The sequence below is a fragment of the Achromobacter sp. Marseille-Q4954 genome (assembly GCF_943737025.1).
GTDB lineage: Bacteria > Pseudomonadota > Gammaproteobacteria > Burkholderiales > Burkholderiaceae_B > Achromobacter > Achromobacter bronchisepticus_A.
Genome location: NZ_CALSFQ010000001.1, coordinates 3,275,477 through 3,301,178, shown reverse-complemented (window position 1 = coordinate 3,301,178; position 25,702 = coordinate 3,275,477). Strand labels below are relative to the sequence as shown.

Annotated in this window: 24 protein-coding genes; 21 read left to right on the top strand and 3 right to left on the bottom strand. The window is 67.1% G+C overall.

Features of this window, described 5'->3' with window-relative positions; all coding sequences use genetic code 11:
* Positions 1–179: 179 nt before the first annotated feature.
* From NGK62_RS15490 to prpF, 4 genes are all read left to right on the top strand, one after another.
* Positions 180–1,982, top strand: a complete 1,803-nt coding sequence (locus tag NGK62_RS15490) for an NAD(P)/FAD-dependent oxidoreductase (protein WP_059371234.1) — start codon at positions 180–182, stop codon at positions 1,980–1,982.
* Positions 1,983–2,117: 135 nt separating this feature from the next.
* The gene (locus NGK62_RS15485; RefSeq protein WP_059371233.1) at positions 2,118–2,828 is read left to right on the top strand and encodes a GntR family transcriptional regulator; all 711 of its coding nucleotides are present in this window, start codon (positions 2,118–2,120) and stop codon (positions 2,826–2,828) included.
* Positions 2,825–5,434, top strand: coding sequence for a Fe/S-dependent 2-methylisocitrate dehydratase AcnD (gene acnD / locus NGK62_RS15480; protein WP_118931574.1), 2,610 nt, complete (start codon positions 2,825–2,827; stop codon positions 5,432–5,434). Before NGK62_RS15485 ends, acnD begins: the two co-directional genes overlap by 4 nt.
* Positions 5,435–5,496: 62 nt before the next feature.
* Positions 5,497–6,681: a 2-methylaconitate cis-trans isomerase PrpF gene (gene prpF / locus NGK62_RS15475; protein ID WP_251879049.1), complete on the top strand. Its 1,185-nt coding sequence runs from the start codon at positions 5,497–5,499 to the stop codon at positions 6,679–6,681.
* A gap of 69 nt (positions 6,682–6,750) precedes the next feature.
* Here the strand turns inward: prpF and NGK62_RS15470 are convergent, their stop codons facing one another.
* Positions 6,751–7,422: an ankyrin repeat domain-containing protein gene (locus tag NGK62_RS15470; protein ID WP_251879047.1), complete on the bottom strand. Its 672-nt coding sequence runs from the start codon at positions 7,420–7,422 to the stop codon at positions 6,751–6,753.
* 129 nt (positions 7,423–7,551) lie between these two features.
* Here NGK62_RS15470 and NGK62_RS15465 point away from each other — a divergent pair, with 129 nt between their 5' ends.
* The gene (locus tag NGK62_RS15465; protein WP_251879045.1) at positions 7,552–8,424 is read left to right on the top strand and encodes a LysR family transcriptional regulator; all 873 of its coding nucleotides are present in this window, start codon (positions 7,552–7,554) and stop codon (positions 8,422–8,424) included.
* Here NGK62_RS15465 and NGK62_RS15460 read toward each other — a convergent pair.
* Positions 8,408–9,610, bottom strand: a complete 1,203-nt coding sequence (locus NGK62_RS15460) for an amidohydrolase family protein (protein ID WP_251879043.1) — start codon at positions 9,608–9,610, stop codon at positions 8,408–8,410. The two genes, NGK62_RS15465 and NGK62_RS15460, sit on opposite strands and share 17 nt — an antisense overlap.
* A gap of 612 nt (positions 9,611–10,222) precedes the next feature.
* On the opposite strand from NGK62_RS15460, the gene NGK62_RS15455 reads away from it, so the two are divergent.
* Together NGK62_RS15455 and NGK62_RS15450 are read left to right on the top strand one after the other, a co-directional pair.
* Positions 10,223–11,914 (top strand): sodium:solute symporter family protein, encoded by a 1,692-nt coding sequence (locus NGK62_RS15455; protein WP_251879041.1) that lies wholly within the window; start codon positions 10,223–10,225, stop codon positions 11,912–11,914.
* 28 nt (positions 11,915–11,942) lie between these two features.
* A complete protein-coding gene (locus NGK62_RS15450; RefSeq protein ID WP_217278763.1) occupies positions 11,943–12,065 on the top strand; it encodes a putative transporter small subunit in 123 nt (40 codons plus the stop codon).
* A gap of 26 nt (positions 12,066–12,091) precedes the next feature.
* Here NGK62_RS15450 and NGK62_RS15445 read toward each other — a convergent pair whose 3' ends face one another.
* Complete coding sequence (locus NGK62_RS15445; protein WP_251879039.1) at positions 12,092–13,234, bottom strand: glycosyltransferase; 1,143 nt, start codon at positions 13,232–13,234, stop codon at positions 12,092–12,094.
* Between the two features lie 286 nt (positions 13,235–13,520).
* Between NGK62_RS15445 and NGK62_RS15440 the strand changes: the two genes are divergently transcribed.
* From NGK62_RS15440 to ccmI, 14 genes are all read left to right on the top strand, one after another.
* Positions 13,521–14,195, top strand: coding sequence for a heavy metal response regulator transcription factor (locus NGK62_RS15440; RefSeq protein ID WP_251879037.1), 675 nt, complete (start codon positions 13,521–13,523; stop codon positions 14,193–14,195).
* Positions 14,192–15,574: a heavy metal sensor histidine kinase gene (locus tag NGK62_RS15435; protein ID WP_251879035.1), complete on the top strand. Its 1,383-nt coding sequence runs from the start codon at positions 14,192–14,194 to the stop codon at positions 15,572–15,574. The genes NGK62_RS15440 and NGK62_RS15435 overlap by 4 nt, the downstream gene beginning before the upstream one ends.
* Positions 15,575–15,652: 78 nt before the next feature.
* The gene (locus NGK62_RS15430) at positions 15,653–16,144 is read left to right on the top strand and encodes a cupredoxin domain-containing protein (protein ID WP_251879033.1); all 492 of its coding nucleotides are present in this window, start codon (positions 15,653–15,655) and stop codon (positions 16,142–16,144) included.
* Positions 16,145–16,186: 42 nt separating this feature from the next.
* Positions 16,187–18,022, top strand: a complete 1,836-nt coding sequence (locus tag NGK62_RS15425; protein WP_251879031.1) for a copper resistance system multicopper oxidase — start codon at positions 16,187–16,189, stop codon at positions 18,020–18,022.
* Between the two features lie 8 nt (positions 18,023–18,030).
* On the top strand, positions 18,031–19,026 hold the full coding sequence (locus tag NGK62_RS15420; RefSeq protein ID WP_502802966.1) for a copper resistance protein B: 996 nt from the start codon (positions 18,031–18,033) through the stop codon (positions 19,024–19,026).
* A 189-nt stretch (positions 19,027–19,215) separates the two neighbouring features.
* Positions 19,216–19,830 carry a cytochrome c biogenesis heme-transporting ATPase CcmA gene (gene ccmA, locus NGK62_RS15415; protein ID WP_118931564.1) on the top strand — a complete coding sequence of 205 codons (615 nt, stop codon included), beginning with the start codon at positions 19,216–19,218 and terminating at the stop codon, positions 19,828–19,830.
* Positions 19,831–19,842: 12 nt separating this feature from the next.
* Complete coding sequence (gene ccmB, locus NGK62_RS15410; protein WP_251879029.1) at positions 19,843–20,511, top strand: heme exporter protein CcmB; 669 nt, start codon at positions 19,843–19,845, stop codon at positions 20,509–20,511.
* A gap of 7 nt (positions 20,512–20,518) precedes the next feature.
* Complete coding sequence (gene ccmC / locus NGK62_RS15405) at positions 20,519–21,253, top strand: heme ABC transporter permease CcmC (protein WP_251879027.1); 735 nt, start codon at positions 20,519–20,521, stop codon at positions 21,251–21,253.
* Positions 21,250–21,432, top strand: a complete 183-nt coding sequence (gene ccmD / locus NGK62_RS15400; RefSeq protein ID WP_316253428.1) for a heme exporter protein CcmD — start codon at positions 21,250–21,252, stop codon at positions 21,430–21,432. The genes ccmC and ccmD overlap by 4 nt, the downstream gene beginning before the upstream one ends.
* The gene (gene ccmE / locus NGK62_RS15395; RefSeq protein ID WP_251879025.1) at positions 21,425–21,892 is read left to right on the top strand and encodes a cytochrome c maturation protein CcmE; all 468 of its coding nucleotides are present in this window, start codon (positions 21,425–21,427) and stop codon (positions 21,890–21,892) included. The genes ccmD and ccmE overlap by 8 nt, the downstream gene beginning before the upstream one ends.
* Positions 21,889–23,865, top strand: a complete 1,977-nt coding sequence (locus tag NGK62_RS15390) for a heme lyase CcmF/NrfE family subunit (RefSeq protein ID WP_251879023.1) — start codon at positions 21,889–21,891, stop codon at positions 23,863–23,865. The genes ccmE and NGK62_RS15390 overlap by 4 nt, the downstream gene beginning before the upstream one ends.
* Positions 23,862–24,383: a DsbE family thiol:disulfide interchange protein gene (locus NGK62_RS15385; RefSeq protein WP_251879021.1), complete on the top strand. Its 522-nt coding sequence runs from the start codon at positions 23,862–23,864 to the stop codon at positions 24,381–24,383. Before NGK62_RS15390 ends, NGK62_RS15385 begins: the two co-directional genes overlap by 4 nt.
* Entirely contained in the window at positions 24,380–24,838 is a 459-nt protein-coding gene (locus NGK62_RS15380; protein WP_251879019.1) for a cytochrome c-type biogenesis protein, read from the top strand. Before NGK62_RS15385 ends, NGK62_RS15380 begins: the two co-directional genes overlap by 4 nt.
* Entirely contained in the window at positions 24,835–25,689 is an 855-nt protein-coding gene (gene ccmI, locus NGK62_RS15375) for a c-type cytochrome biogenesis protein CcmI (RefSeq protein WP_251879017.1), read from the top strand. The genes NGK62_RS15380 and ccmI overlap by 4 nt, the downstream gene beginning before the upstream one ends.
* The last annotated feature ends 13 nt before the right edge of the window (positions 25,690–25,702 follow it).

Below are 25,702 nucleotides of genomic sequence, written 5' to 3'. Positions count from 1 at the left end.
GCCACAGGTGTGGCGCGACGCCACGGCATCCCGCCCCCGTCCTCCTGTGCGCCGGGGCTGGCATGCCGATTGCTTGATCGTTATCGACGCCCACCGGCCGGCACAGGCCGGGGCCGCCAGCGGACCATGCCCCGGTCCGCCACGACAACGATCGCCCGCCACGGGCAAGGAGACTAGACATGCAGACCGATCAAGCCGGCGCCGCCCTGGACGCCGTGCTCGCGCGCCTGAACACGGCGCTGGGCAACAAGGACATCGATGGCGTCGCGGCGCTGTTCCAGGACGACTGCTACTGGCGCGACCTGGTGCTGTTCACCTGGAACATCCGCACGCTCGAAGGCCATGGCCAGATCCGCGACATGCTGCAACACCAGCTGCCGCAAGTGGAGCCGGTGCGCTTCAGCCTGGATCCCAAGGAAGCCGTATCGGAAGACGCCGGCCTGCTGCAAGGCTGGATCGAGATCGAGACCAACCGGGCCCGCGGCTACGGTCACATCCGCGTCCAGGACGGCAAGATCTGGACCCTGCTGACCACCATGTCCGAACTCAAGGGGCATGAGGAACCCAGCGGCCTGCGCCGCCCCAAGGGCGCCGAGCACGGCAGCAGCCGCACTCGCCAGACCTGGCTGGAAAAGCGCGAGCAGGAAGCCGCCGAACTCGGCTACCAGACCCAGCCCTACGTGCTCATCATCGGCGGCGGCCAGGGCGGCATCGCGCTGGGCGCGCGCCTGCGCCAACTGGACGTGCCGACCATCATCATCGAAAAGAACGCACGCGCCGGCGACAGCTGGCGGAAGCGCTACAAGTCCCTGTGCCTGCACGACCCGGTCTGGTACGACCACCTGCCCTACATCCCCTTTCCCGAGAACTGGCCCGTTTTCGCGCCCAAGGACAAGATCGGCGACTGGCTGGAGATGTACACAAAGATCATGGAACTGAACTACTGGACCTCCACCGTCTGCCAGTCGGCGCGCTACGACGAGCAGAAACAGGAATGGGAGGTCACGGTACTGCGCGAGGGCAAGCCCGTGGTGCTGCGGCCCAAGCAGCTGGTGCTGGCCACCGGCATGTCCGGCAAGCCCAATGTTCCCAGCTTCCCCGGCCAGGATGAATTCCAGGGCGAACAGCAGCACTCCTCGCAACACCCCGGCCCCGACGCCTACCGCGGCAAGAACGTGGTCGTCATCGGCGCTAACAACTCCGCGCACGACATCTGCGCGGCGCTATGGGAAGGCGGGGCCAACGTCACCATGGTGCAACGCTCGTCCACCCACATCGTGCGTTCCGACACGCTGATGGACATCGGCCTGGGCGGCCTGTATTCCGAGCAGGCGCTGGCCAACGGCATGACCACGCGCAAGGCCGACCTGACGTTCGCCTCGCTGCCCTACAAGATCATGGCGCAGTTCCAGATCCCGCTCTATGACCAGATGCGCGAACGCGACGCCGGGTTCTACGCCAAGCTGGAAGAAGCCGGCTTCATGCTGGATTGGGGCGATGACGGTTCGGGCCTGTTCATGAAGTATCTGCGGCGCGGCTCCGGCTACTACATCGACGTCGGCGCTTGCGACCTGATCATCGACGGCAGCGTCAAGCTGCAGTCGCGCACCGACGTCAGCCACCTGACGCGCGACGCCGTGGTGCTGAAGTCCGGCGTCACGCTACCCGCAGACCTGGTGGTCTACGCCACCGGCTACGGCTCGATGAACGGCTGGGCCGCCGACCTGATCAACCGCGAAGTCGCCGACAAGGTTGGCAAGTGCTGGGGCCTGGGCTCCGACACCACCAAGGACCCCGGCCCCTGGGAGGGCGAGCAGCGCAACATGTGGAAGCCCACGCAGCAGGAGGCGCTCTGGTTCCATGGCGGCAACCTGCACCAGTCGCGGCACTACTCGCAGTACCTGTCGCTTCAGTTGAAGGCGCGGCAGGTCGGCATGCCCGTGCAGGTCTATGGTTTGCAGGAGGTGCACCACAAGCGGTAGGCGTCCGTCCTGCGCCCCATCGGGGCGGGCCAGGCTTGCGCCCGCCCTGCCCCCGGGGTAAATTGTTGACAATCTTGCGCCACGAGGCGCTTTTTTTCGAATTTTTCTTCCCGTAGCGGAAAGATTGTCAACACAATGAGCAAGGTGCTGACCCTGCCTGGCGCCGTCCCCGGCGATAACGAGACGCTTGCGGAACACATCTTCCGCAAGATCCAGTCCGCTATCGTCAAGGGTGAAATCGCCCCCGGCAGCAAGATTTCCGAGCCCGAGCTGGCCCGCATCCACGGCGTCAGCCGCGGCCCGCTGCGCGAAGCCCTGCACCGGCTCGAAGGCCAGAAGCTGCTGGTGCGCGTGCCCCATGCCGGCGCCCGCGTGGTGTCGCTGTCGCAGCAGGAACTGTCCGAACTCTACGAAATCCGCGAATCGCTGGAAGGCATGGCCTGCCGCCTGGCCGCCGAACGCATGCCGCCCTCGGAAATCGCCGAGCTGCGCGCCGTGCTGGAAGCGCACGAGCGCGACGAAGCCTTCCAGGCCGGGCTGGGCTACTACCAGCAGGAAGGCGACTACGATTTCCACTACCGCATCGTCAAGGGCAGCGGCAACCAGATGCTGTTCCGCATGCTCTGCGACGAGCTCTACCAGCTGGCGCGGATGTACCGCATCCAGTATTCGACCACCCCCAACCGCCCCCGGCAGGCTTACGCCGAACATCACCGCATTCTGGACGCCATCGCCGACGGCGATGGCGAGTTGGCTGAAATCCTGATGCGCCGCCACATCCGCGCATCCCGTCTCAACATCGAACAGCAGATCGCGCAGGGCAACCTGCAGCGCACCGAGGCATGAACCAAAACTACCGCAAGCCCCTGCCCGGCACCCGCCTGGACTACTTCGACACCCGCGCCGCCGTCGAGGCGATTTCGCCCGGGGCCTACGACCGCCTGCCCTACACCTCGCGCGTGCTGGCCGAAAACCTGGTGCGCCGCTGCGATCCGGCCATGCTGACGGACGCGCTCAAGCAGCTGATCGAGCGCCGCCGCGACCTGGATTTCCCGTGGTTTCCGGCGCGCGTGGTCTGTCATGACATTCTCGGCCAGACCGCGCTGGTGGACCTGGCCGGCCTGCGCGACGCCATCGCCGACAAGGGCGGCGACCCCGCCAAGGTCAATCCGGTAGTGCCGGTGCAGCTGATCGTCGACCACTCGCTGGCCGTGGAGTACGGCGGCGACGATCCCGACGCCTTCGCCAAGAACCGCGCCGTGGAAGACCGCCGCAACGAGGACCGCTTCCATTTCATCGACTGGACCAAGCAGGCCTTCCGCAACATCGAAGTCGTGCCTCCGGGCAACGGCATCATGCACCAGATCAACCTGGAGCGGATGTCGCCCGTCATCTACACGCAGGACGGCGTGGCCTTCCCCGACACGCTGGTCGGCACCGACAGCCACACGCCGCACGTGGACGCGCTGGGCGTGATCGCCATCGGCGTGGGCGGCCTGGAAGCCGAGAACGTCATGCTGGGCCGCGCCTCGTGGATGCGCCTGCCCGACATCATCGGCGTGGAGCTGACCGGCCGCGCCCAGCCCGGCATCACCGCCACCGACATCGTGCTGACCCTGACCGAATTCCTGCGCAAGGAGAAGGTCGTGGGCGCCTACCTGGAGTTCTACGGCGCAGGCGCCGCCAGCCTCACGCTGGGCGATCGCGCCACCATCTCGAACATGGCGCCCGAGTACGGCGCCACGGCCGCGATGTTCTCCATTGACCAGCAGACCATCGACTACCTGCGCCTCACCGGCCGCGAGGACGAACAGATCGCCCTGGTCGAGAACTACGCCAAGACCACGGGCCTGTGGTCCGACAGCCTGAAGCACGCCGAATACGAGCGCGTGCTGCGCTTCGACCTGTCCAGCGTGGTGCGCACCCTGGCCGGCCCGTCCAATCCGCACCGCCGCCTGCCGGTCAGCGACCTGGCCGAGCGCGGCATCTCCGGCGTGGTGGAAAACAATCCCGGCCAGATGCCCGACGGCGCCGTCATCATCGCCGCCATCACCAGCTGCACCAACACCAGCAATCCGCGCAACGTCATCGCCGCGGGCCTGTTGGCGCGCAACGCCAACCGCGCCGGCCTGACCCGCAAGCCCTGGGTCAAGAGCTCGCTGGCGCCCGGATCCAAGGCCGTCTCGCTGTACCTGGACGAAGCCGGCCTGACCCCGGAACTGGAACAGCTGGGCTTCGGCGTCGTCGCTTTCGCCTGTACCACTTGCAACGGCATGTCGGGCGCGCTGGATCCCGTCATCCAGCAGGAAATCATCGATCGCGACCTCTACGCCACCGCCGTGCTGTCCGGCAACCGCAACTTCGACGGCCGCATCCATCCCTATGCCAAGCAGGCCTTCCTGGCCTCGCCGCCGCTGGTCGTGGCCTATGCCATTGCCGGCACCATCCGCTTTGACATCGAGCGCGACGTGCTCGGCACGGACGCCGCCGGCCGCGAGATCCGCCTCAAGGACATCTGGCCCAGCGACGAAGAGATCGACGCCGTGGTCAAGTCGGCGGTCAAGCCCGAGCAGTTCCGCAAGGTCTACGCCCCCATGTTCGGCATCCAGGACGACCGCAAGGCCGCCGTCAGCCCGCTGTACGACTGGCGCGCACAGAGCACCTACATCCGCCGCCCGCCGTACTGGGAAGGCGCGCTGGCTGGCGAACGCACGCTGCGCGGCATGCTGCCGCTGGCCGTGCTGGGCGACAACATCACCACCGACCACCTGTCGCCGTCCAACGCCATCCTGATGGACAGCGCCGCCGGCGAATACCTGCACAAGATGGGCCTGCCCGAAGAGGACTTCAACTCCTACGCCACCCATCGCGGCGACCACCTCACCGCGCAGCGCGCCACCTTCGCCAATCCCAAGCTCTACAACGAAATGGTGAAGAACGAGGACGGCACGGTGAAGCAGGGCTCGCTGGCCCGCGTGGAACCCGAAGGCAAGGTCATGCGCATGTGGGAAGCCATCGAAACCTACATGGACCGCAAGCAGCCGCTGATCATCGTGGCGGGCGCCGACTACGGCCAGGGCTCGTCGCGCGACTGGGCCGCCAAGGGCGTGCGCCTGGCCGGCGTGGAAGCCATCGTGGCCGAAGGCTTCGAGCGCATCCACCGCACCAACCTGATCGGCATGGGCGTGCTGCCCCTGGAATTCAAAGCGGGCGTGAACCGCAAGACGCTGGGGCTGGACGGCACCGAAAGCTATGACGTCATCGGCGAGCGCAAGCCGCGCGCCGACCTGACGCTGGTGATCCACCGCCGCAACGGCGAAACCGTCGAAGTCCCCGTGACCTGCCGCCTGGACACCGCGGAAGAGGTCTCGATCTACGAAGCCGGCGGCGTGCTGCAGCGCTTCGCCCAGGACTTCCTGGAAGCTTCCGGCGCCGACAAAAAGGCCGGCTGATCCGCCATCGGCCGGGCGGGCGCCGCGGCGCCCGCCCCAACACCCATCATCAGGACTGCCCCATGACCCATGCACCCCAGACCAAGATAGCCGCCACCTACATGCGCGGCGGCACCAGCAAAGGCGTGTTCTTCAAGCTCGATGACCTGCCCGAGTCCGCGCGCACGCCCGGCGCCGCGCGCGACGCGCTGCTCATGCGCGTGATCGGCAGCCCCGATCCCTACGGCAAGCAGATCGACGGCATGGGCGCGGCCACTTCCAGCACCAGCAAAACCGTCATCATCGGCAAGAGCACGCGCCCGGACCACGACGTGGACTACCTGTTCGGCCAGGTCTCCATCGACCAGCCCTTCGTGGACTGGAGCGGCAACTGCGGCAACCTGTCCGCGGCCGTCGGCCCGTTCGCCATCACCAACGGTCTGGTCGACCCCGCCCGCGTGCCGCAGGACGGCGTGGCCGTCGTGCGCATCTGGCAGGCCAACATCCAGAAGACCATCATCGCGCACGTGCCCATGACGGGCGGCGCGGTGCAGGAAACCGGCGACTTCGAACTGGACGGCGTGACCTTCCCGGCGGCTGAGCTGCGCCTGGAATTCATGGACCCGGCCGAGGAAGGCGACGGCGGCTCCATGTTCCCCACCGGCAAGCTGGTGGACGACCTGGAAGTGCCTGGCATCGGCACCTTCAAGGCCACCATGATCAATTCCGGCATCCCCACGATCTTCCTGGACGCCGAGGCCCTGGGCTACCGCGGCACCGAACTGCAGGACGACATCAACGGCGACGCCGCCGCGCTGGCGCGCTTCGAGACCATCCGCGCCCACGGCGCGCTGCGCATGGGCCTGATCAAGACGCTGGAAGAGGCCGCCAGCCGCCAGCACACGCCCAAGGTCGCCTTCGTGGCGGCGCCCAAGGAATACGTGTCCTCCAGCGGCAAGAAGATCGGCGCGGGCGACATCGACGTGCTGGTGCGCGCGCTATCCATGGGCAAGCTGCACCACGCCATGATGGGCACCGCGTCCGTCGCCATCGCCACTGCCGCGGCAGTGCCTGGCACGCTGGTCAACCTGGCGGCGGGCGGCGGCGAACGCGACAACGTCTGCTTCGGCCATCCGTCCGGCACCTTGCGCGTCGGCGCCGAGGCAAAGCTGGTCGACGGCGAATGGAAGGTCACCAAGGCCCTCATGAGCCGCAGCGCCCGCGTGCTGATGGAAGGCCGCGTCCACGTGCCGCGCGAGGGCTTCTAAACCGGCCGGCGGTCGGCGGCATGAAAAACGGGGCTTGAGAGCCCCGTTTTTTTGCGCGGCGCCCGCGCCTCAGCCCTGCGCTCCCGCCGCTTCCAGCAGACGCACGACCTCGGTCTGTCCGCGTTCACGCGCATGGCGCAGCGGCGTAATGCCCTTGCCGTCAGCCAGGTTGACGTCGGCGCCGGCTTCGATCAGCCGCTTGACGATGGCCTGATGGCGCGCGCCGCCATCGCCCAGGATCACGGCTTCCAGCAGGCCGGTCCAACCCAGGTTGTTCACATGATCCGCGTCCACGCCGGCGCGCAGCAGCATGTCCACCACTTCGACGTGGCCGCGCTCGCAGGCAGGAATCAGCGCCGTGCCGCCGTAGCGATTGGTGCTTTTCAGGTCGGCGCCGTGCGACAGCGTCAGCGCCAGGATCTCGCGATAGCCACGGGCGCCAGCCAGCAGGTAGGCGCTGTCGCGGATCGCGTTCTGCGCATTGACGTTGGCGCCGGCCTCGATCAGGACGCGCGCCGCTTCGACATGATTGCCTTGGGTCGCGCGCAGCAGCGGCGTATTGCCGTCCGCATCGCGCGTATCCACGGCGGCGCCCTGCCCCAGCAGCTGCTTGACGCGGGCCGCGTCGCCATTGCCCGCGGCGGTCAACAGCGCGGTGTCCGGGCCCGCGGCCGCGGCCACGCCCCCCATGCCCAACAGGAATGCCGCCAGCCAAAGCCGGACCGCGCGAAAGATAGACATTGGTATTTCCTCCAGATCAACAGCCCGAGGCTCGCCGCATCGACTCGCGGCCTCGTGAGATTCCAAGTATGGCGGCCGGCCCAAGTATTATGAAATTAATTGGCTTGATAGATTCGAGTGGACATCCCAATGCTAGATCCGGTTCTGCTGCGCAGCTTTCTTACCGTCGTGGACACGGGCAACTTCACCCGCGCCAGCGAACACCTGCACCTGACGCAATCCACCGTCAGCCAGCACGTCATCCGGCTGGAAGAGAACCTGGGCTGCCGCCTGCTGGACCGCACGCAGCGCCACGTCCTGCCCACCGAGGAAGGCGAACGACTGCTGGGCTATGCCCGCAGCATCCTGCGGCTGGCTGAGGAAGCGCGCGAAAACGTGGCCGCTGCCCAGGCCAGCGCCGTGGTGCGCGTGGGCGCGCCCGAGGATTTCATGGGCGCCACGCTGATGCCTACCCTGGCCGCCGTGGAAGCGGCCTATCCGCGGCTGCGCGTGGAAGTAGAAGGCGGCCTCAGCCATCAGCTGCTGCGGCGCTACCGCGATGGCGAGTTGGACCTGCTGCTGGTCAAGCAATGGGAAGTGGACGCCGATTGCGATGCACACTGGCCCGAACCCCTGTGCTGGATCACCGCCCGAGGCGCAACGCCGCCCGCGCCCGACACCGCAGTGCCGCTGGTGGCCTTTCCGTCCGGCGCGCTGTACCGTCAGGAAATGACCGCCATGCTGGAAACCAGCGGCAAGCCCTGGCACGTGCGCTTCTCCAGCCCCAGCCTCCCCAGCCTGAGCGCTGCCGTCGCGGCGGGACTGGGGATCAGCCTGCTGCCTGCCGCCTGTGCCACCGCCGAACACCGGCTGCTCACGCCAGAAGAAGGATTTCCGGCGCCGCGCGGCCTGCACTTGTCGCTGTATGCGCGCTCACGGCTCAGCGACGCGGGCCACGCGCTGCGCCGCGCGCTGACGGACTTTTGCACGCAGCGCGCCGCGCAGGTCACGCCGCCGGCGTGACTCTGGCGTATGCTTGCGCTGCCTCGCCCACGGGTTCGCCCTTGCGGAACAGAAAGCGCTGCGCCGGCACCGCAGCAACCGCTGCCGCGCCGTTTGGCGCGGGCAACGCCACGAAGTTCGCCTCGTTGCCCGCCCGCAGGCCGTAGCCGTCCAGGCCCAGCACCGCCGCACCCGCATGCGACGCCATGTTCAAGGCCGTCAACAGGTCGTCGTCCGTGTAGAAGCCCGAGCGGTAGCCGATCAGCATCGCGCGCTGCAGCATGTCGCCATTGCCATAAGGCCACCAGCAATCCTGGATGTTGTCGTTGCCCGTGAATACCTGCACGCCCGCCGCGCGCAGCGCCAATACCGGCGGAAAAGCCCGGTCGCCCGGCGCGTTCGTCATGATGGCCACGCCGGCGTCGGCCAGCTTGCCCGCCACGTCCTCCAGCGCCCCTTGGTCGACGTCGCCCAGCGCATAGGCGTGGCTGATGGCGACCCGGCCCGCCAGGCCCAGCGCCCGCGTCCGCGCGGCGATGCGGGCAATCTGCGCGACGCCCTGTACGCCCGGCTCGTGCAGGTGGATATCGATCTTCGCGCCCAGCCGCTCGGCAATGCCGAAAACGCAATCCAGCTGGCCTTCGGCATCGCCATCCAATGTCGACGGATCGATGCCGCCCACCACCTCGGCGCCTTCGCGCACAGCCGCCTCCAGCCATTGCGGCGTGCCTGGACAGGACATCACGCCGGCCTGTGGAAAGGCCACCAGTTCGATGTCGACGATGCCGCGCCATTTCTCGCGCGCCGTCATGACGGCATGCAGATTGGCCAGTTCGGTCGTAGCGTCCACGTCCACATGGCAGCGCATCGCCATCGTGCCGAATGCCGCGGCTTGCGCGATGAGGGCATCGGCGCGCCCTTCGATGGGCGGTGCGGCGGCCAGTTCCTGCTTCTCGATGGCCAGCCGTTCGCGCAGGCTGGTTGCGGGCCGGTGCGGCCGCCAGCGGTCGCCGACGAAACTCTTGTCCAGGTGGATATGGCCGTCGACAAAGCCCGGCAGCACCAGGTGTCCGCGCAGGTCGGTCACCTGCGCTGCGCCCGCGGCAGGCGGCTCGGCGCCCAGCGCCAGGATGCGGCCATCGCGCACGTGCATGAATAGGGGATTGCCGTCTGCTCCCACGGCGTTGAGGTATACGCGGTCAGTCATGTGTCGTCTCGGTCTTGCGCGGCCATGCCGTACGCATGGCCCGGGCTTGCGTACACCTTATCGGAGGGCTCGCGCCGCGGCCAATTAAGTGTTGCGATACCCATCAATGCGAATCGCGATACCCGCGCATGCACACCTGATGGACGCATGCTGGACTAGCGCGGGGTATGTCCCTATACTTTGCGCCTGTTGTAGTTCATTACGCATGCAGCCAGACGATGCACATCGCTGGAAGCATCCATCACACGGCCGCGCACAGCGGCCCGGCGTGTAACGCCGAAACACCCACACCCAGCCGTAAAGGCTGCGGAACAAAACTCCTGCTTACCAGGCAGGACCATCGCTCGCCGCATCGGGCAACGTAAAAAAGCAACCAGCGTTCTGCGCTATGCGGCAGCAAGACACCTATACGGTGTGCCTTATTGCTGTCCGTCCGAGGGCGTGTCCAGTCACGTCCGCGCCGGGCAGGCATGCGATCGCGCCTACGGCCGCTCGCCTGGTGTTTCGGCTGCGTCACAGGGGTTTGCCGCCCATCGCATCCCGCGGAAACGGCCTTCATGCAGCCATGACTGTCCGTCATGAACACGCTGTCAAGGAGAAAGGACGAAGACGATGCAAGAAACAGAATTCTTTCAGCTATCCGCCACCACAGCCATCCTGTTGCTGGTGGGGTTCTATGGGGTGACCTTCCTCATGTCGCTGCTGATCAGCCAGAAGAACGAGAACGTAGACGGCTACATGGTGTCGAACAATGCGGTCGGCTTCGGCCTGTCCACCGCCAGCATGATCGCCACCTGGATCTGGGCCGCGTCGTTCTACGCCAGCGCCACCTCGGGCTACAAATACGGCCTGTCCGGCCCGCTGCATTATGGCTTCTGGGGCGCGCTGATGATTCTCTTCATCTATCCCTTCGGCAAGCGCTTCCGCAAGCTGGCGCCCAAGGCCCATACGCTGGCCGAGGTCATACACGCGCGCCACGGCACCTCCAGCCAGATGATCATGGCGGTGTCGAACATCGTCGGCAGCTGCATCAGCCTGATGGTGAACTTCACCGCGGCCGGCGCGCTGGTTTCGATCCTGAGTCCGCTCAGCTTCATCCAGGGCGTGCTCATCGCCGGCCTGGGCGTGCTGTCCTACACGCTGTGGTCGGGATTCCGCACCTCGGTGATGACGGACTTCGCGCAACTGGCCGCCATGATCATCGCGGCGGTCGTCATCATCCCGCTCATCTTCTTCAACGCGGGCGGACCCGACGTGCTGTCGGCCAACATGTGGCGGCTGAGCGCCGACCAGGCGGACTTCTATTCCACCCGCGCCATCCTGGAACAGGGCGCGCCCTACTTCGTGGCCGTGCTGGCCTACGCCATCGGCAACCAGACCATCGCGCAGCGCCTGTTCGCGGTACGCGAAGACTTGATCAAGCCCACCTTCCTGACGGCCACGGCGGGATATGGCGCCGTCGTGATCGGATTGGGCATGCTGGGTCTGTTGGCGCTCTTCGTCGGCCTGGAACCCGCCAACGGCGACATGAACAACATCATCCCGCAGATGGCGTCGACCTATCTGCCGCCCTTCGGCATCGCGCTGTTCTTCCTGCTGGTGGTGGGCTCGCTGTCCTCGACCGCCGACTCCGACCTGGCCGCGCTGTCGGCCATCGTCATGACCGATGTGTACGCCAAGAACCTGGCTGGCGGCCGCCCCGATCCCCGCCGCATGCTGTGGTGGGGCCGTATCACCATGATCGTCGCCACGATGGTGGGCGTGATCTTCGCCAGCCTGCGCCTGGATATCCTGGTCATGCTGGTGTTCGTCGGCGCGCTGTGGGGCGCCATCGTGTTCCCCGTCATCGCCAGCTTCTACTGGGACCGCGTCGACAACCGCGCCTTCGTCAGCGCCGTGCTCAGCGCCGTGGTCCTGTTCACCGTCGTGCGCTTTGAATTGCTGCCCATCACCGGCGCGGTCGCCGTGTTCTTCGAGATCTGCTCGGCCATCGGCGGCGGCGTGGTGCTGGGCCTCATGACCTTCGGGTTCTTCGGCCGCACCGCGGCGCTCGCCGTGGGCGCCCTGGGCATGCTGGTCATGCTGCCCCTGTTCGTGGGCACTTTGCGCGAATACATCGTCCTGATGGGCTCGCTGACCGCCTACGGCGTCAGCGCCACGGTCTGCGCCGGCCTCAGCCTGCGCAACCAGCAACGCTTCGATTTCAGCCTGCTGGCCGGCCGCGTGACTTCCTTCCAGGAAGCGCAGGACGCCCTGTCCGCCCCTGTCGTGCAACGCCCCCAAGTCCAGCCAGCCCAAGGCTGAGCATCCATCCCGCAACAAGGAGACCGATATGTGGTTGACGTTCTATTTTCTGGTGTGGCCGGCCATTTCCGCCCTCATCCTGGCGCTGCTGTGCGTGACGCTATGGCAGGACATCCGCGCGGCCAGGCGTAGCGGCAAAGCGATGGTCTGAGGCCGTGAGCCGGGGTCCGTTGCCATTCACGCCAGCCGCAACGGACGCTGGGCCTGCGCCCGCGCCTCGAGGTAGACCGCGTGCGTGTCCGCCACGAAGCGCGACAGGGCGAAGTCCCGCAGGGCTTTCTCCCGCGCCGCGCGCCCCATGGGACCCAATAGCTGCGGTTGCGCCAGGATCTCGCGCAGCACGCCTGCCACGGCCTCGGGCGCGCGCGCCGGAACCACCCAGCCGTCCAGCCCCGCATGCACGTTCTCGGCCAGCCCGCCGGCATTGCTGACAACGACCGGCACGCCCATGGCCATCATCTCCCGGCACGCGAACGAGATGGTCTCCATCTCCGAGGACAGCACAAAGCCCACGTCCAGCGCGGCCACGAAGGACCGCACGTCATCCAGCAGGCCTGTGAAGATCACTTGATCCTCCATGCCCAGTTCGCGCACCCGCCGGCGCTGATGTTCACCGGGCGGCTCGCCAGCGATCATGACGACGATGCGCGCGCGCAACTGGGCAGGCAGCAAGGACACGGCCTCGACCATGTCCGGCCAACGCTTGTAGTCCGCGGTGCCTGCATTGCTGCCGACCACCAGGCGGCCAACATGCGCGGCCGGCAGCCAACGGCGGCGGGCTTCATCCACCGCTTGCGGCGAGGGCGGCCTGAACCGCTCCACGTCCACGCCGTTGCGCACGGTGCGCAGGCCGCAGCGCCCGAATGCGCTGCCCGCCAGCTTGCGGCGCGTGTGCTCGCACACGCAGATGACGCGGTCCGTCGCCAGCCGGGCGCGCAGCATCGTGCCCAAGCTGCTGGCGGTACGGTCGTTGTGCTGCGTGTACACCACCGCAGGGCTGTCCGCTCCCAGACCCAAGCCCGCCAGCATGCACACGCGGTGGTCGGCGGAGCCGTTGACGTGCGCGATGTCGAAACGCTCCTGCACCAGCAGCCGCCGCAGGCGGCGCGCATTGGGCAGGGCGGCCAGCAGGCCGCCGCGGAAATCCAGCGCTTCGGCCCGCACGCCTGGCATCGCCAAGGCCGCGTTGAACAACCGGCTGCCTGGCGGCGCCGCCACGACGATATCGTGCGCGCCGCGCAGCGCGCGGGCCAGCGACAGCACATACGTGGTGTGCCCGCCGCCGTCGCCGCGATGGAAATTGGTGTACAGGATCTTCATCGCGGAACGCCTGTTCAGATCCTGGACGGACCAGCCCCGCCGGCAGGCATCCGCGCATATCGCCATGCACATTTTGGCGCGCAGGATGCATAATGCGCGGCAACGGCAATTTCATCGTTGGCCGTTGCCAAGCTCTTCGAGAAAGATTTTCGAGCACTCACGGATCGTTCCTTGCATTTCAGCGCCGCCAAGCGGGAACTTGGCAGACACGCTGAACTCTACGCAGTCGGCAATTACAGAAGCCGGACCGACTCATTACATTTGTGCAAGGAAAGCGAGGCGCCCCATGCGTATCCTCTTGATCGAAGATGAAAGAAAGCTCGCGGACTACGTCCGCAAAGGATTGACCGAGCACAACTACGTGGTCGACGTCGCCCGCGACGGCATCGACGGACGGCACGCCGCCATCGAAGGCGACTACGACGTGGTGGTGCTGGACGTGATGCTGCCGGGCGTCGACGGTTTCGGCGTGCTGGCGGACTTGCGCAAGCACAAGGAAACGCCGGTCCTGATGCTGACCGCCCGCGACAAGGTGGAGGACCGCGTACGCGGCCTGGAGGGCGGCGCGGACGACTACCTCGTCAAGCCCTTCGCCTTTTCCGAGCTGCTGGCGCGGATCCAGGCCCTGCTGCGCCGCGGCCGCGGGCAGGAATCGACGCTGCTCAAGCTGGCCGACCTGGAGATGGACCTGGCGCGGCGCAAGGCGCAACGCGGTGGCATGCGGCTGGATCTGACCGCCAAGGAATTCACACTGCTGACGCTGATGCTGCGCCGCCATGGCCAGGTGCTGTCCCGGACCGTGCTGGCCGAACAGGTCTGGGACATGAACTTCGATAGCGACACCAACGTCATCGAAGTCGCCGTGCGGCGCCTGCGGGCAAAGATAGACGACCCGTTCGAAACCAAGCTGCTGCACACCGTGCGCGGCATGGGCTACGTACTGGAGCTGCGCGAAAAATGAAGCTGCCGCGCATCGCGTCCATGGAAATCCGGCTCACGCTGCTGCTCGGCGTCATCGCCCTGGTGGTGTCCAGCATTGCCGGCTACACCTTGTTCTGGGCCCTGAAGCGCGAGGTGCAGCGCCAGGAAATCACCGAGGTGGCGGGCAAGCTGGAGCTCATCAACCACCTTATCGGCATGCAGGCCACGCTGGCGCAGATGCAGGACCTGCGCGGCGCCCTGGACAACATCATGGTCGGCCACGGCAACCTCAAGACCTGGATCACGCTCGCCGACGGCAGCGTGTTCTACGGCGAGGCGCCGCCCGTGGACGCTCGGCCGCTGTCCGGACGCGAGATCAGGCTGCATACGCAGGACGGCTGGAACATGCGCGGACTGCGCGTGCCGCTGGAAGGCTCGCTGCTGCCGGGCGCCGAGCTCACCGTGGCCGTGAACCTGCGCCCCGGCACGCAGTTCCTCTATGCCTTCGCCACAGCGCTGGTGCTCATCTGCGCCGTCTGGGTCGGAGCCACGCTGGTGCTGTCGGCATGGGCGGTGCGGCGCTCGCTGTCGCCCATCCGCCGCCTGTCTCAGCAGGCCGCCCGGATCCAGCCGGACAATCTTGCCGTGCGCCTGCCGGAACAGGGCATAGACCGCGAGCTGCGCGAGTTCACTCATACCTTCAACGGCATGCTGGGCCGGGTGCAGACGGCCTACCAGCAGATGGAAGGCTTCAACGCCGACGTGGCGCATGAACTGCGCACGCCCCTGGCCACGCTGATCAGCGGCGCCGAGGTCATGCTTTCGTCCCCTCGTTCCGAGCAGGAGCTGCGCGAGGTGCTGGAGTCCAACCTGGAGGAGCTGGAAGGGCTGAAGGCGCTGGTCAACGACATGCTGTTCCTGGCCCGCGCCGACGGCGGCGAACCGGCGGGAGACCTGCAGGAAGTGGACGTGCGCCGCGAGGTCGCCCGCGTGGCCGAATACTACGAGGCTGCGCTGGACGAAGCCGGCGTGTCCCTGACCGCGCACGGCGCCGCCACGCTGATGGCTAACCCGCGGCTGTTGCGGCGCGCCATCGCGAACCTGCTCAGCAACGCCATCCGCGCCACACCCCATGGACGCGGCATCGACCTCTATTGCATCACCCGGCAGGACGAGATCGAAATCCGGGTCCGGAACCCCGGCGCGCCGATCGCGGCCCAGGCGCTGCCGCGCATATTCGACCGCTTCTATCGCGGCGACGATGCCCGCAGCCGGCGCACCGACGGGCACGGCCTGGGCCTGGCCATCGTCCGCGCCATTGCCCGCATGCACGGCGGCAACGCGTTCGCCCGTTGCGGCGGCCAGGGCACCGAGGTCGGCTTCACGCTGTCCCGGACGCCGAACATTACAGGAAAGTAATCCTCCCGACAGGTTGCGGTGTGGAGCGCGTCACTAAAGTGGCGCCTCCTACCCCCCATTCGAGTCTAGAGGATACGCATGAAGAAACTGGTGAAACTCGCGCAGGGCGCCGTCGCCGCGGGCGCCCTTTTGCTTTCCTTCGGCGCCATGGCTGCCCCCGGCCACGGCGCGGGCCACGGCGGCGGCCATGACGCCGCAGCCCCCATCGGCAAGCCCGGCAACCCCGCCAAGGTCTCGCGCACGATCGTGGTCGACATGACGGATGCGATGCGCTTCACCCCGGACAAGATCGACGTCAAGGCGGGCGAGACCATCCGTTTCAAGGTCAGCAATTCCGGCAAGATCCGCCACGAAATGGTGCTGGGCACCACGGCGGACCTGAACAGCCACTACCAGATGATGCTCAAGGATCCGGGCATGCGCCACGAGGAACCGAACTCCGTGTCGCTGGAAGCAGGCAAGGCCGGCGACATCGTCTGGACCTTCGACAAGGCGGGCACCGTCGCCTTCGCCTGCCTGGAGCCCGGACACTATCCCGCCGGCATGAAGGGCGCGGTTTCCGTCAAGTAATCCACAGCCGGGATGCCGGTCCGGCTACCGGGGAGATAGAGCATGAGTAGAGCAGTTTCGAATCCGCGCCGCCGGTTTGTGCAAGGCCTGGCAACGGGCGGCGCGCTGGCCGGCATGGGTCTGTGGAGTCAGTCCTCGTGGGCGCAGTCCGGTTCCGGCCGGCAAAGCGTGCTGTCGGGCACCGAGTTCAACCTGGAGATCGGCGAGAGCCCCGCCAATTTCACCGGCGCTCCCCGCATCGCGACCACGGTCAACGGCATGCTGCCCGCGCCCACGCTGCGTTGGCGCGAAGGCGACCGCGTCACGCTGCGCGTCACCAACCGCCTGCGCGAAGACACCTCGATCCACTGGCACGGCATCATCCTGCCCACCGGCATGGACGGCGTGCCCGGCCTGAGCTTTCCCGGCATCGCGCCCGGCGAGACCTTCACCTACCAGTTCGACGTGGGCCAGAGCGGCACGTACTGGTATCACAGCCATTCGGGCTTCCAGGAGCAGACGGGACTGTACGGCGCCATCGTCATCGATCCCAAGCGCCCGGACCCGGTGCGCGCGGACCGCGACTATGTGGTGCTGCTGTCCGACTGGACCGACGAGGATCCCATGAGCGTATTCCGCAAGCTCAAGGTGATGCCCGACTACTACAACTATATCCAGCCCACTGTCGGCAGTCTTATCGACGACGCCGGGAAATCCGGCTGGAAGAACGCGCTGAACGAGCGGCTCATGTGGCAGAAGATGCGCATGAACCAGACCGACCTGGCCGACGTCTCGGGCGCGACCTACACCTTCCTCACCAACGGCAAGTCGCCGGCCGGCAACTGGACCGGCCTGTTCCGCCCGGGCGAACGGATCCGCCTGCGCTTCATCAACGGGTCGGCCATGACCTACTTCGACGTGCGCATCCCCGGCTTGAAGATGACGGTGGTGGCCGCCGACGGCCTGGCCGTGCGTCCGGTGGAGGTAGAAGAGTTCCGCATCGCCGTGGCCGAGACCTACGACGTCATCGTCGAACCGCAGGACGAGCGCGCCTACACGATCTTCTCGCAGGCCATGGACCGCTCCGGCTATGCCCGCGGCACGCTGGCGCCGCGCGAGGGCATGCAGGCCGAGATCCCGGCGCTGGACCCGGTGCAGGTGCTGACCATGATGGACATGGGCATGGCGCACGACATGCCCGGCATGGACATGGGCGGCTCGCAGGCGGGCGGCATGGACCACGGCGCTCAAGGTGCGATGAACCATGGCGCCCAGGGCGGCATGAATCATGGCTCCATGGCCGGCATGGACCACGCCGGCATGGCGGGAATGGCGGGCATGAACCATGGCGCGGGCGGCAACGAAGGCGGCATGGTCGAGGTCAAGCATCCCTACCCGGCCGAATACAGCCCCGCCAACTCCATGGTGCCCGACATCGTTTCGACCCGGCTGGACGATCCCGGCGTGGGCCTGCGCAACAACGGCCGCCGCGTGCTGACCTATGCGGATCTGCACTCCATGGTCGAACCCGCCGACAACCGCCCGCCGACCCGCGAGATCGAGCTGCACCTGACCGGCAACATGGACCGCTACATGTGGTCGTTCAACGGACTGAAGTTCACCGAGGCCAAGCCCATCGTGCTCAAGTACGGCGAACGCGTGCGCTTCGTGCTGGTCAACGACACCATGATGACGCACCCCATCCACCTGCATGGCTTGTGGAGCGACCTGGAATCCGCCGACGGCAACTTCCAGGTGCGCAAGCACACGATCAGCCTGAACCCGGCGCAGCGCCTCAGCTACCGCGTCAGCGCGGACGCGCGCGGCAACTGGGCCTATCACTGCCACTTGCTGTTCCACATGGAGGCCGGCATGTTCCGCGCGGTCGTCGTGGAATAGGGGGAATAATGAGAACAACGACTTCCAGAAAGCGCTGGCCCGGGCTCGCCGCGGGCGCCGCCCTTCTATCCGCCGTATCCGGACTGGCCCTGGCGCAGACGCCGGCGGGAACCATGAGCGGCATGGACCATGGTTCGATGCAAGGCATGGATCATGGATCGATGCAAAGCCAGGCGCCAGCCGCGAAGCAGAGCATGGATCACAGCACGATGCCGGGTATGGACCACAGCTCGATGCCCGGCATGGATCACAGCGCCATGCCGGGCATGGACGAAGCCCCGCCCAAAGGCCCGCCGGTGGGTTCGCTGCCCTCCAGCGACGGCAGCACGGAGCAGCGCTACGCCGCCTATCGCATCCATCCGCACATGATGGACAACGTCGTCACCAGCCACCTGCTGTTCGACAAGCTCGGCGTCGCCTACGACCGCAACGAACAAACCAGCCTGCAATGGGACGGCCAATTCTGGATCGGCCGCGACCTGAACAAGCTCTGGATCAAGAGCGAAGGCGATCGGCTGAACGGCAGCACGGACGCCAAGATCGAGGCCTTCTGGAGCCACACGATCTCTCCGTTCTGGGATCTGCAGCTGGGTGCGCGGCGCGATTTCGGCACGGGTCCGAAACGCAACTGGGCCGCGTTCGGCGTGCAGGGCGTGGCGCCCTATGGCATCGAAACCGAGATCACCGGCTATGTCGGCGGATCCGGCAGGACCGCGTTGGCGCTGAAGGCGGAATACGATCTGCTGCTTACCCAGCGCCTGATCCTCACGCCCGAGATCGAAGCCAGCTTGTACGGCAAGAATGACGAAGCGCGCGGCGTGGGTTCCGGACTGTCCGACGCCTCGTTCTCCTTGCGGCTGCGCTACGAAGTCACGCGCGAGTTCGCGCCTTATGTCGGCGTGTCGTTCGGACGCAAGTTCGGCAAGACCGCAAGCTACGCCAGCGAAGCCGGAGAAAGCCGTTCCGAACGCGCGATCCTGGCCGGCGTGCGCATCTGGTTCTAAGCATCGCCGGCGCCGCGATTCGCGGCGCCGGTCAGAACTTTTTCAACTGCTACGCCCGCATCCGCGCAAGCTGTGCTGAAACACGGCCATTTCTGCTCGAACATTACAGGAATGTAAACCGCCAGCAATCTGGCGGTCAGACGCGCCTCCCTATAGTTTCCCCTTTGTCCACACAGCGGCGGGGCGGCAATGCTTGAAGCGATGGATCTGGGTTGCATGCGCGCTGAGCGCCCGCTGTTCAAGCAGCTGACCCTGCGCGTGGCGCCCGGCGAATGCCTGTTCGTCCACGGACGCAACGGCAGCGGCAAGACCAGCCTGCTGCGCATTCTGGCGGGTTTGGCGCGGCCCGCCCGCGGCAAGGTGCTGTGGCAGGGACTCGGCATCTCGCAATCCGGCAGCAGGTATCGCAGCCAGTTCTTCTATCTGGGCCATGCCGACGGCCTCAGTGGCGAACTCAGCGCCATCCAGAATCTGCGGGCGCTGCAGGCCGCAAGCGGAGACGCGGACCGTCCCGCGGCGATTGCGTCCGCGCTGCGCGACGCAGGCCTCGAAAGCAGGCAGCATCTTCCGATCCGTGCCCTGTCGGCTGGCCAGAGGCGGCGGGCAGCCCTCGCTCGCTTGCTTGCCGATTTCCGCCCCCTCTGGATTCTCGACGAACCCGTGACCGCCCTGGACGCCGCCGCCCACTCATGGCTGGCACGCGCCATGGATCGCCATCTGCGCGATGGCGGCGCGATCGTGGCGACGAGTCATCAGGAGATCGCGCTGGACCATCCGCACCAGCAGATCCGGCTTGGCCCCTAGCGCATGAGTTCCATGACGAAATCGTTCGCAGCCATTGCGCTGCGCGACCTGCGCATCGCCCAACGGCGCGCCAGCGACACGCTGACACCGCTGGCCTTCTTCCTGGTGGCCGCCAGCCTGTTCCCCCTGGCTGTCGGCCCCGAACGGGAAATGCTGCGCGCCATTGCGCCGGGCGTGCTCTGGGTGATGGCCTTGCTGTCCTGCCTGATGTCGCTGGGCCGCCTGTTCGAGGCAGACCATCGCGACGGTTCGCTGGAGCAGTTGATCCTGTCCGCCGCGCCCTTGCCGGTGATCGTGCTGGGCAAGGTCGCGGCCCACTGGCTGCTGTCCGGTTTGCCGCTGACCCTGCTTGCGCCCGTGCTGGGCCTGCAATTCGGCCTGGATGCCGCCGCCCTTCTGATCCTGACGCTGGGCCTGGCCATCGGCACGCCCGCGCTTGGCCTGATCGGCGCCATAGGCGCGGCGCTCACCCTGACCGCGCGCGGCGGCGGCGCGCTGCTGGCCCTGCTGGTGCTGCCCCTCTTCATTCCCATTCTGGTATTCGGCGCGGGCGCGGTACAGGCGGCCCAAAGCGGCCTGGGCGCGAATGCGCACCTGTCGCTGCTGGGCGCCGTGCTGGCCTTGTCCCTGTTCCTCGCGCCGCTGGGCGCGGCGGCCGCCATACGCATCTCGCTTGAATGAGGAGCCCATGATCCGCTGGTTTCACTATGCCTCGCCCAAGGCCTTCTATCCCCTGGCCGGAAAAGCGATCCCCTGGTTCGCCACGGCCGCGGTCCTGCTGGCCGCGGCCGGCCTCTATATCGGCTTTATCGCCGCGCCTGCCGATTTTCAGCAGGGCCAGGGCTACCGCATCATCTTCGTCCACGTCCCGGTCTCCTGGATGTCGATGTTCGTTTATCTGGTGATGGCGTTCTGGGCGCTGATCCACCTGGTTTTCAACAGCAGACTATCGGCCATGATGATCGCCGCGCTGGCGCCCACCGGCGCGCTGTTCACGTTTCTTTCGCTGTGGACCGGCGCACTGTGGGGCAAGCCCATGTGGGGCGCCTGGTGGGTCTGGGACGCGCGTCTGACCTCGGAATTGATCCTGCTGTTCCTGTACGCGGGCTACATCGCGTTGAAGGCCGCCATCGACGATCCGCAGCGTGCCGACCGCGCCGGATCGGTGCTGGTGCTGGCCGGCGTGGTCAACATTCCCATCATCTATTTCTCGGTGCAATGGTGGAGCACCCTGCACCAGGGCGCTTCGGTCTCGCTGACCGCAGCGCCCAGCATGGCCGGCATCATGCTCGCCGGCATGCTGCTGATGTCCCTGGCCGCGTGGATGTACAGCATCGCAACGGCGCTGGCGCGCCTGCGCTGCATCGTGCACGAACGCGAGCGGCACGCGGCCTGGATCCGCGAACAATGGAGTAGCGAATGATGCACTGGTCCAGTCTGGGCGAGTTCCTCGCCATGGGCGGTTACGCGGTTTACGTGTGGGGATCGCTGTTGATGACGGCGTTCCTGCTGGGCAGCGAGCAGCTGCTGCTGGCGCGCCGCCGCCGCGCGATCCTGGCGGGGCCACACCCCGCTGAACGGCGGGAGGACAACGATGAATAAGCGGACGCGGCGCTTGTGGCTGGCCCTGGGTGGCCTGGCTTCGGTGGGCGTAGCCAGCGCCCTGGTGCTCAACGCCTTCCAGAGCAATCTGGTGTTCTTCTACACGCCCACCCAGGTCAGCAACAACGAAGCGCCGGCAGGACGCGCCTTCCGCGTGGGCGGCATGGTCGAAGCCGGCAGCGTGCAGCGCACGCCGGGCGCGCTGACCGTCCGTTTCGTCGTGACCGACACGGCCCACACCGTCCCCGTGGCCTATGAAGGCATCCTGCCGGACCTGTTCAGCGAAGGAAAGGGCGTCGTGGCGCAGGGCCGGCTGGACGGCGATGGCCTGTTCCGCGCCGACGAAGTGCTGGCCAAGCATGACGAGAACTACATGCCGCCCGAGGCGCAGCACGCGATCGATCAGGCCGTATCGCAGGCCGCACCGAAGACCGCCCCCCAGGAGGCCCGCTCCCGATGATTCCGGAACTCGCTCATTTCGCCCTGATCCTGACGCTGTTCGTGGCACTGGCGCAAGGCGCGCTCGCGCTGCGGGGCGCGGCCCTGGACCGTGCGGACTGGATCGCCATTGCCCGGCCCGCCGCACGGATCCAATTCCTGCTGGTGTCCTTCAGCCTTGCGGCGCTGGTCTGGTCGTTCGCGGCCAAGGACTATTCGGTGGCCTATGTGGCGTACAACTCGAATTCCCAATTGCCCTTGTTCTACCGCATCGCGGCGACCTGGGGCGGGCATGAAGGCTCGCTGCTGCTGTGGCTGTTCATGCAGACCGGCTGGGCCTGCGCGGTCAGCCTGCTGTCGCGGCAATTGCCGGACGCCATGGTCGCGCGCGTGCTGGGCGTGCTGGGCTTGATCAGCGCGGGTTTCCTGCTGTTCGTGTTGCTGACGTCGAATCCGTTCGAGCGCCTGGTCCCGGCCCCGGCCGACGGGCTGGACCTGAACACGCTGCTGCAGGACATCGGCCTGATCTTCCACCCGCCGCTGCTATACATGGGCTATGTGGGCTTCTCGGTGGCGTTTGCGTTCGCCATCGCCGCGCTACTGTCGGGCAATCTGGACGCGGTCTGGGCCCGCTGGTCGCGGCCTTGGACCACGGCGGCCTGGCTGTTCCTGACCCTGGGCATCGCGGTCGGCAGCTGGTGGGCCTACTACGAGCTGGGCTGGGGCGGCTGGTGGTTCTGGGACCCGGTGGAAAACGCCTCCTTCATCCCCTGGCTGGCCGGCACGGCGCTGATCCACTCGCTGGCCGTGACCGAGAAGCGCGGCAGCTTCAAGAGTTGGACCGTGTTGCTGGCGATCGGCACGTTCTCGCTGGCGCTACTGGGCGCGTTCCTGGTGCGCTCGGGCGTGCTGACCTCGGTGCACGCGTTCGCCACGGATCCGGCGCGCGGCGTGTTCATCCTGGCGCTGTTCACGGTCACGGTCGGCAGCTCCCTGTTCCTGTATGCCTTGTGCGCGCCCCGGATAGGTCACGGCGGCCAGTTCGCGTTCGTATCGCGCGAGTCGCTCTTGCTGGTCAACAACGTGCTGCTCGCGGTTGCCGCCGCGAGCGTGCTGCTGGGTACGCTGTATCCGCTGATCATCGACGCGCTGGGCCTGGGCAAGCTGTCGGTCGGACCGCCCTACTTCAACGCGGTCTTCGTGCCGCTGATGGTGCCCGCGCTGCTGCTCATGGCGGTGGGGCCTATCGCCAACTGGAAATCGGCCGATGCCGCCAGCCTGCTCAAGCGCCTTGCGATTCCCGCATTGCTGGCCGTGCTGGCGGCCGCGGGCGCCCCCCTGCTCTTCGGCCGCTGGTCCGCGGGCGCGGCCTTGGGGCTGGGACTGGCCGTGTGGTTGGCGGCCGCCATCGCCGCAGACGTGGCCAAGCGCATCCGCGCGACCCGCGACCGCTGGTGGCGCCAGCCTCGCAGCTGGCTGGGCATGCATCTGGCTCATCTGGGCGTGGCGGTATTCGTCGCCGGGGTTGCGCTGGTGGGCAGCTACGAGACCGAACAGGATCTGCTGCTGCAACCCGGGCAAAGCGCGCCGGTGGCCTCCTACCGCGTCGAGTTCATGGGCGTGGCACGCGTGCGCGGCCCGAACTACGAATCCGATATGGGTACCTTCGCGCTCTACCGCGGTGAAAAGCGCCTGCGCGACCTGCATCCCGAAAAACGCACCTATGCGTCCTCGGCGCTGCCGATGACGGAGGCGGCCATCGCCGCCAACGGCCTGCGCCACGTCTACGTCGCCCTGGGCGAACCCATGGAGCAAGGCGCCTGGAGCGTGCGCCTGTACTACAAGCCCTTCGTGGACTGGATCTGGGGCGGCTGCATCCTCATGGCCCTGGGCGGCCTGCTGGCGATCAGCGATCCGCGCTACCGCCTGAAACGCCGCGAAAAAAAGCAACCGCAACGCACAGCACCGCAGGCGCCGGCGGAGGCCCGGCCATGAGCCGCTACATCTGGCCCCTGGCGGGCTTCGTGGTGCTGGTGTTCTTTCTGGGAATAGGCCTGACCCTCAACCCGTCCGAAGTGCCGTCTCCACTTATCGACAAGCCCGCGCCCGCTTTCGCCCTGCCCGAACTGCATGAACCCCGCAAGACCTTCACGCCTGAGAGCATGAAAGGCCGGGTCTGGGTGTTGAACGTCTGGGCATCGTGGTGCTATGCCTGCCTGACGGAACACCCCTATATCCAGGAGTTGTCATCGCAGCACGGCGTGCCTGTCATAGGCTTGAACTACAAGGACATACGGGACGAAGCCATCGCCTGGCTGGCGCGCAACGGCGATTCCTACGAGGCCTCCGTGTCCGACACCGACGGCAAGGTCGGCATCGACTATGGCGTCTACGGTGTGCCGGAGACCTTCGTCATCGACCAGGCCGGGACCATCCGCTACAAGCACATCGGCCCGGTGACGCGCGAATCCCTGCGCGACACCCTGCTTCCGCTGATCCGGGGGCTGCAATGAAGATACTCCTGCGCGTATTCGCGCTCTCGCTGGCGCTGGGCCACGGCGCGGCCGCCCATGGCTCGCCCGAGGACCGCCGCGTCAACGAGATCGCCTCGGAACTGCGCTGCCTGGTCTGCCAGAACGAATCCATCGCCGCCTCGCGCGCCGACCTCGCCGTCGATCTGCGGCGTCAGATCCGCCAGCAACTGGACGCCGGCAAGTCCGAGGCCGACATCCTGGCCTATATGGAGGCCAGGTACGGCGACTTCATCCTCTACCGGCCGCGCCTGAAAGCCTCCACGCTGCTGCTCTGGTTCGGCCCCGCCGCGCTGCTGGCCGCCGGGCTGGCCGCGCTGGCCCTGACCTTGCGCCGGCGCAGGCTGCGCCAGCACTGCCCCGCTTTGACGCCTGCGGAGCGCCGAGCCGCCGACGCCCTGCTCGGCATCGACGCTGAAAAAGGACCTGGAACATGATGCAGTTTTTCTATCTGTCGGCCGCCTTGATGGCCGCCGTCGTGACCCTATGGTTGATCGCCGCGTTGCGGCGCACGCCCGCCGCCAGCGCCGCGGACAAGCGCCGGGCGGCGAACGTGGCGGTGCTGCGCGACCAGCTGCACGAACTTGAACGGGACCGCGCAAACGGCATCCTGTCGCAAGACGCCTTCGTGGAAGCGCGCACCGAACTGCAGCGCCTGGCGCTGGAAGAAGCCAGCCAGGCGCAAGGGCATGCACCCGCGCCCGGCCGCGGCCGTCTGCTGCCCGCCAGCCTGGCCATCGCGCTGCCGCTGGCAGCCATACTGGTCTATGTCGCCCTGGGCAATCCTGGCGCCATCGCGCCGCCCCCGGCGCCTGCCGCCCAGCCCCAAGTCACCGCCGCCGACATCCAGGCCATGGTGGCAAAACTGGAGGCCCGGCTGGCCGCCAATCCCGACGACTATCAGGGATGGCTGATGCTGGCCCGGTCCCACCGCTACTTCGGCAGGCACGCCGACGCGGTCCAGTCCTTTGCCCGGGCCGCGCCGGTGGTGGACAGCAACCCGGCAGCGCTGGCCGAATACGCCGAATCCCTGGTGCTCAGCGCCAATCGGGGCTTCGGCGGGCAGCCTGACCAGCTGTTGCGGCGCGCGCTGGACCTCAATCCCGAGGAGCCGTTGGCCCTGATGCTGGCGGGCGCAAGCCGCTTCGACCAGCGCGACTTCCCGGCAGCCATCGATTTCTGGCAGCGCCTGCTGGCCAGGCTGCCTGCCGGCAGCGACATGGCGCGCACGGTCAACGAGGGCATCGCGCTGGCCCGCGAGCGCCAGCGCGAAGGCGCGGCGCCATGACCGCGGCGGCGCG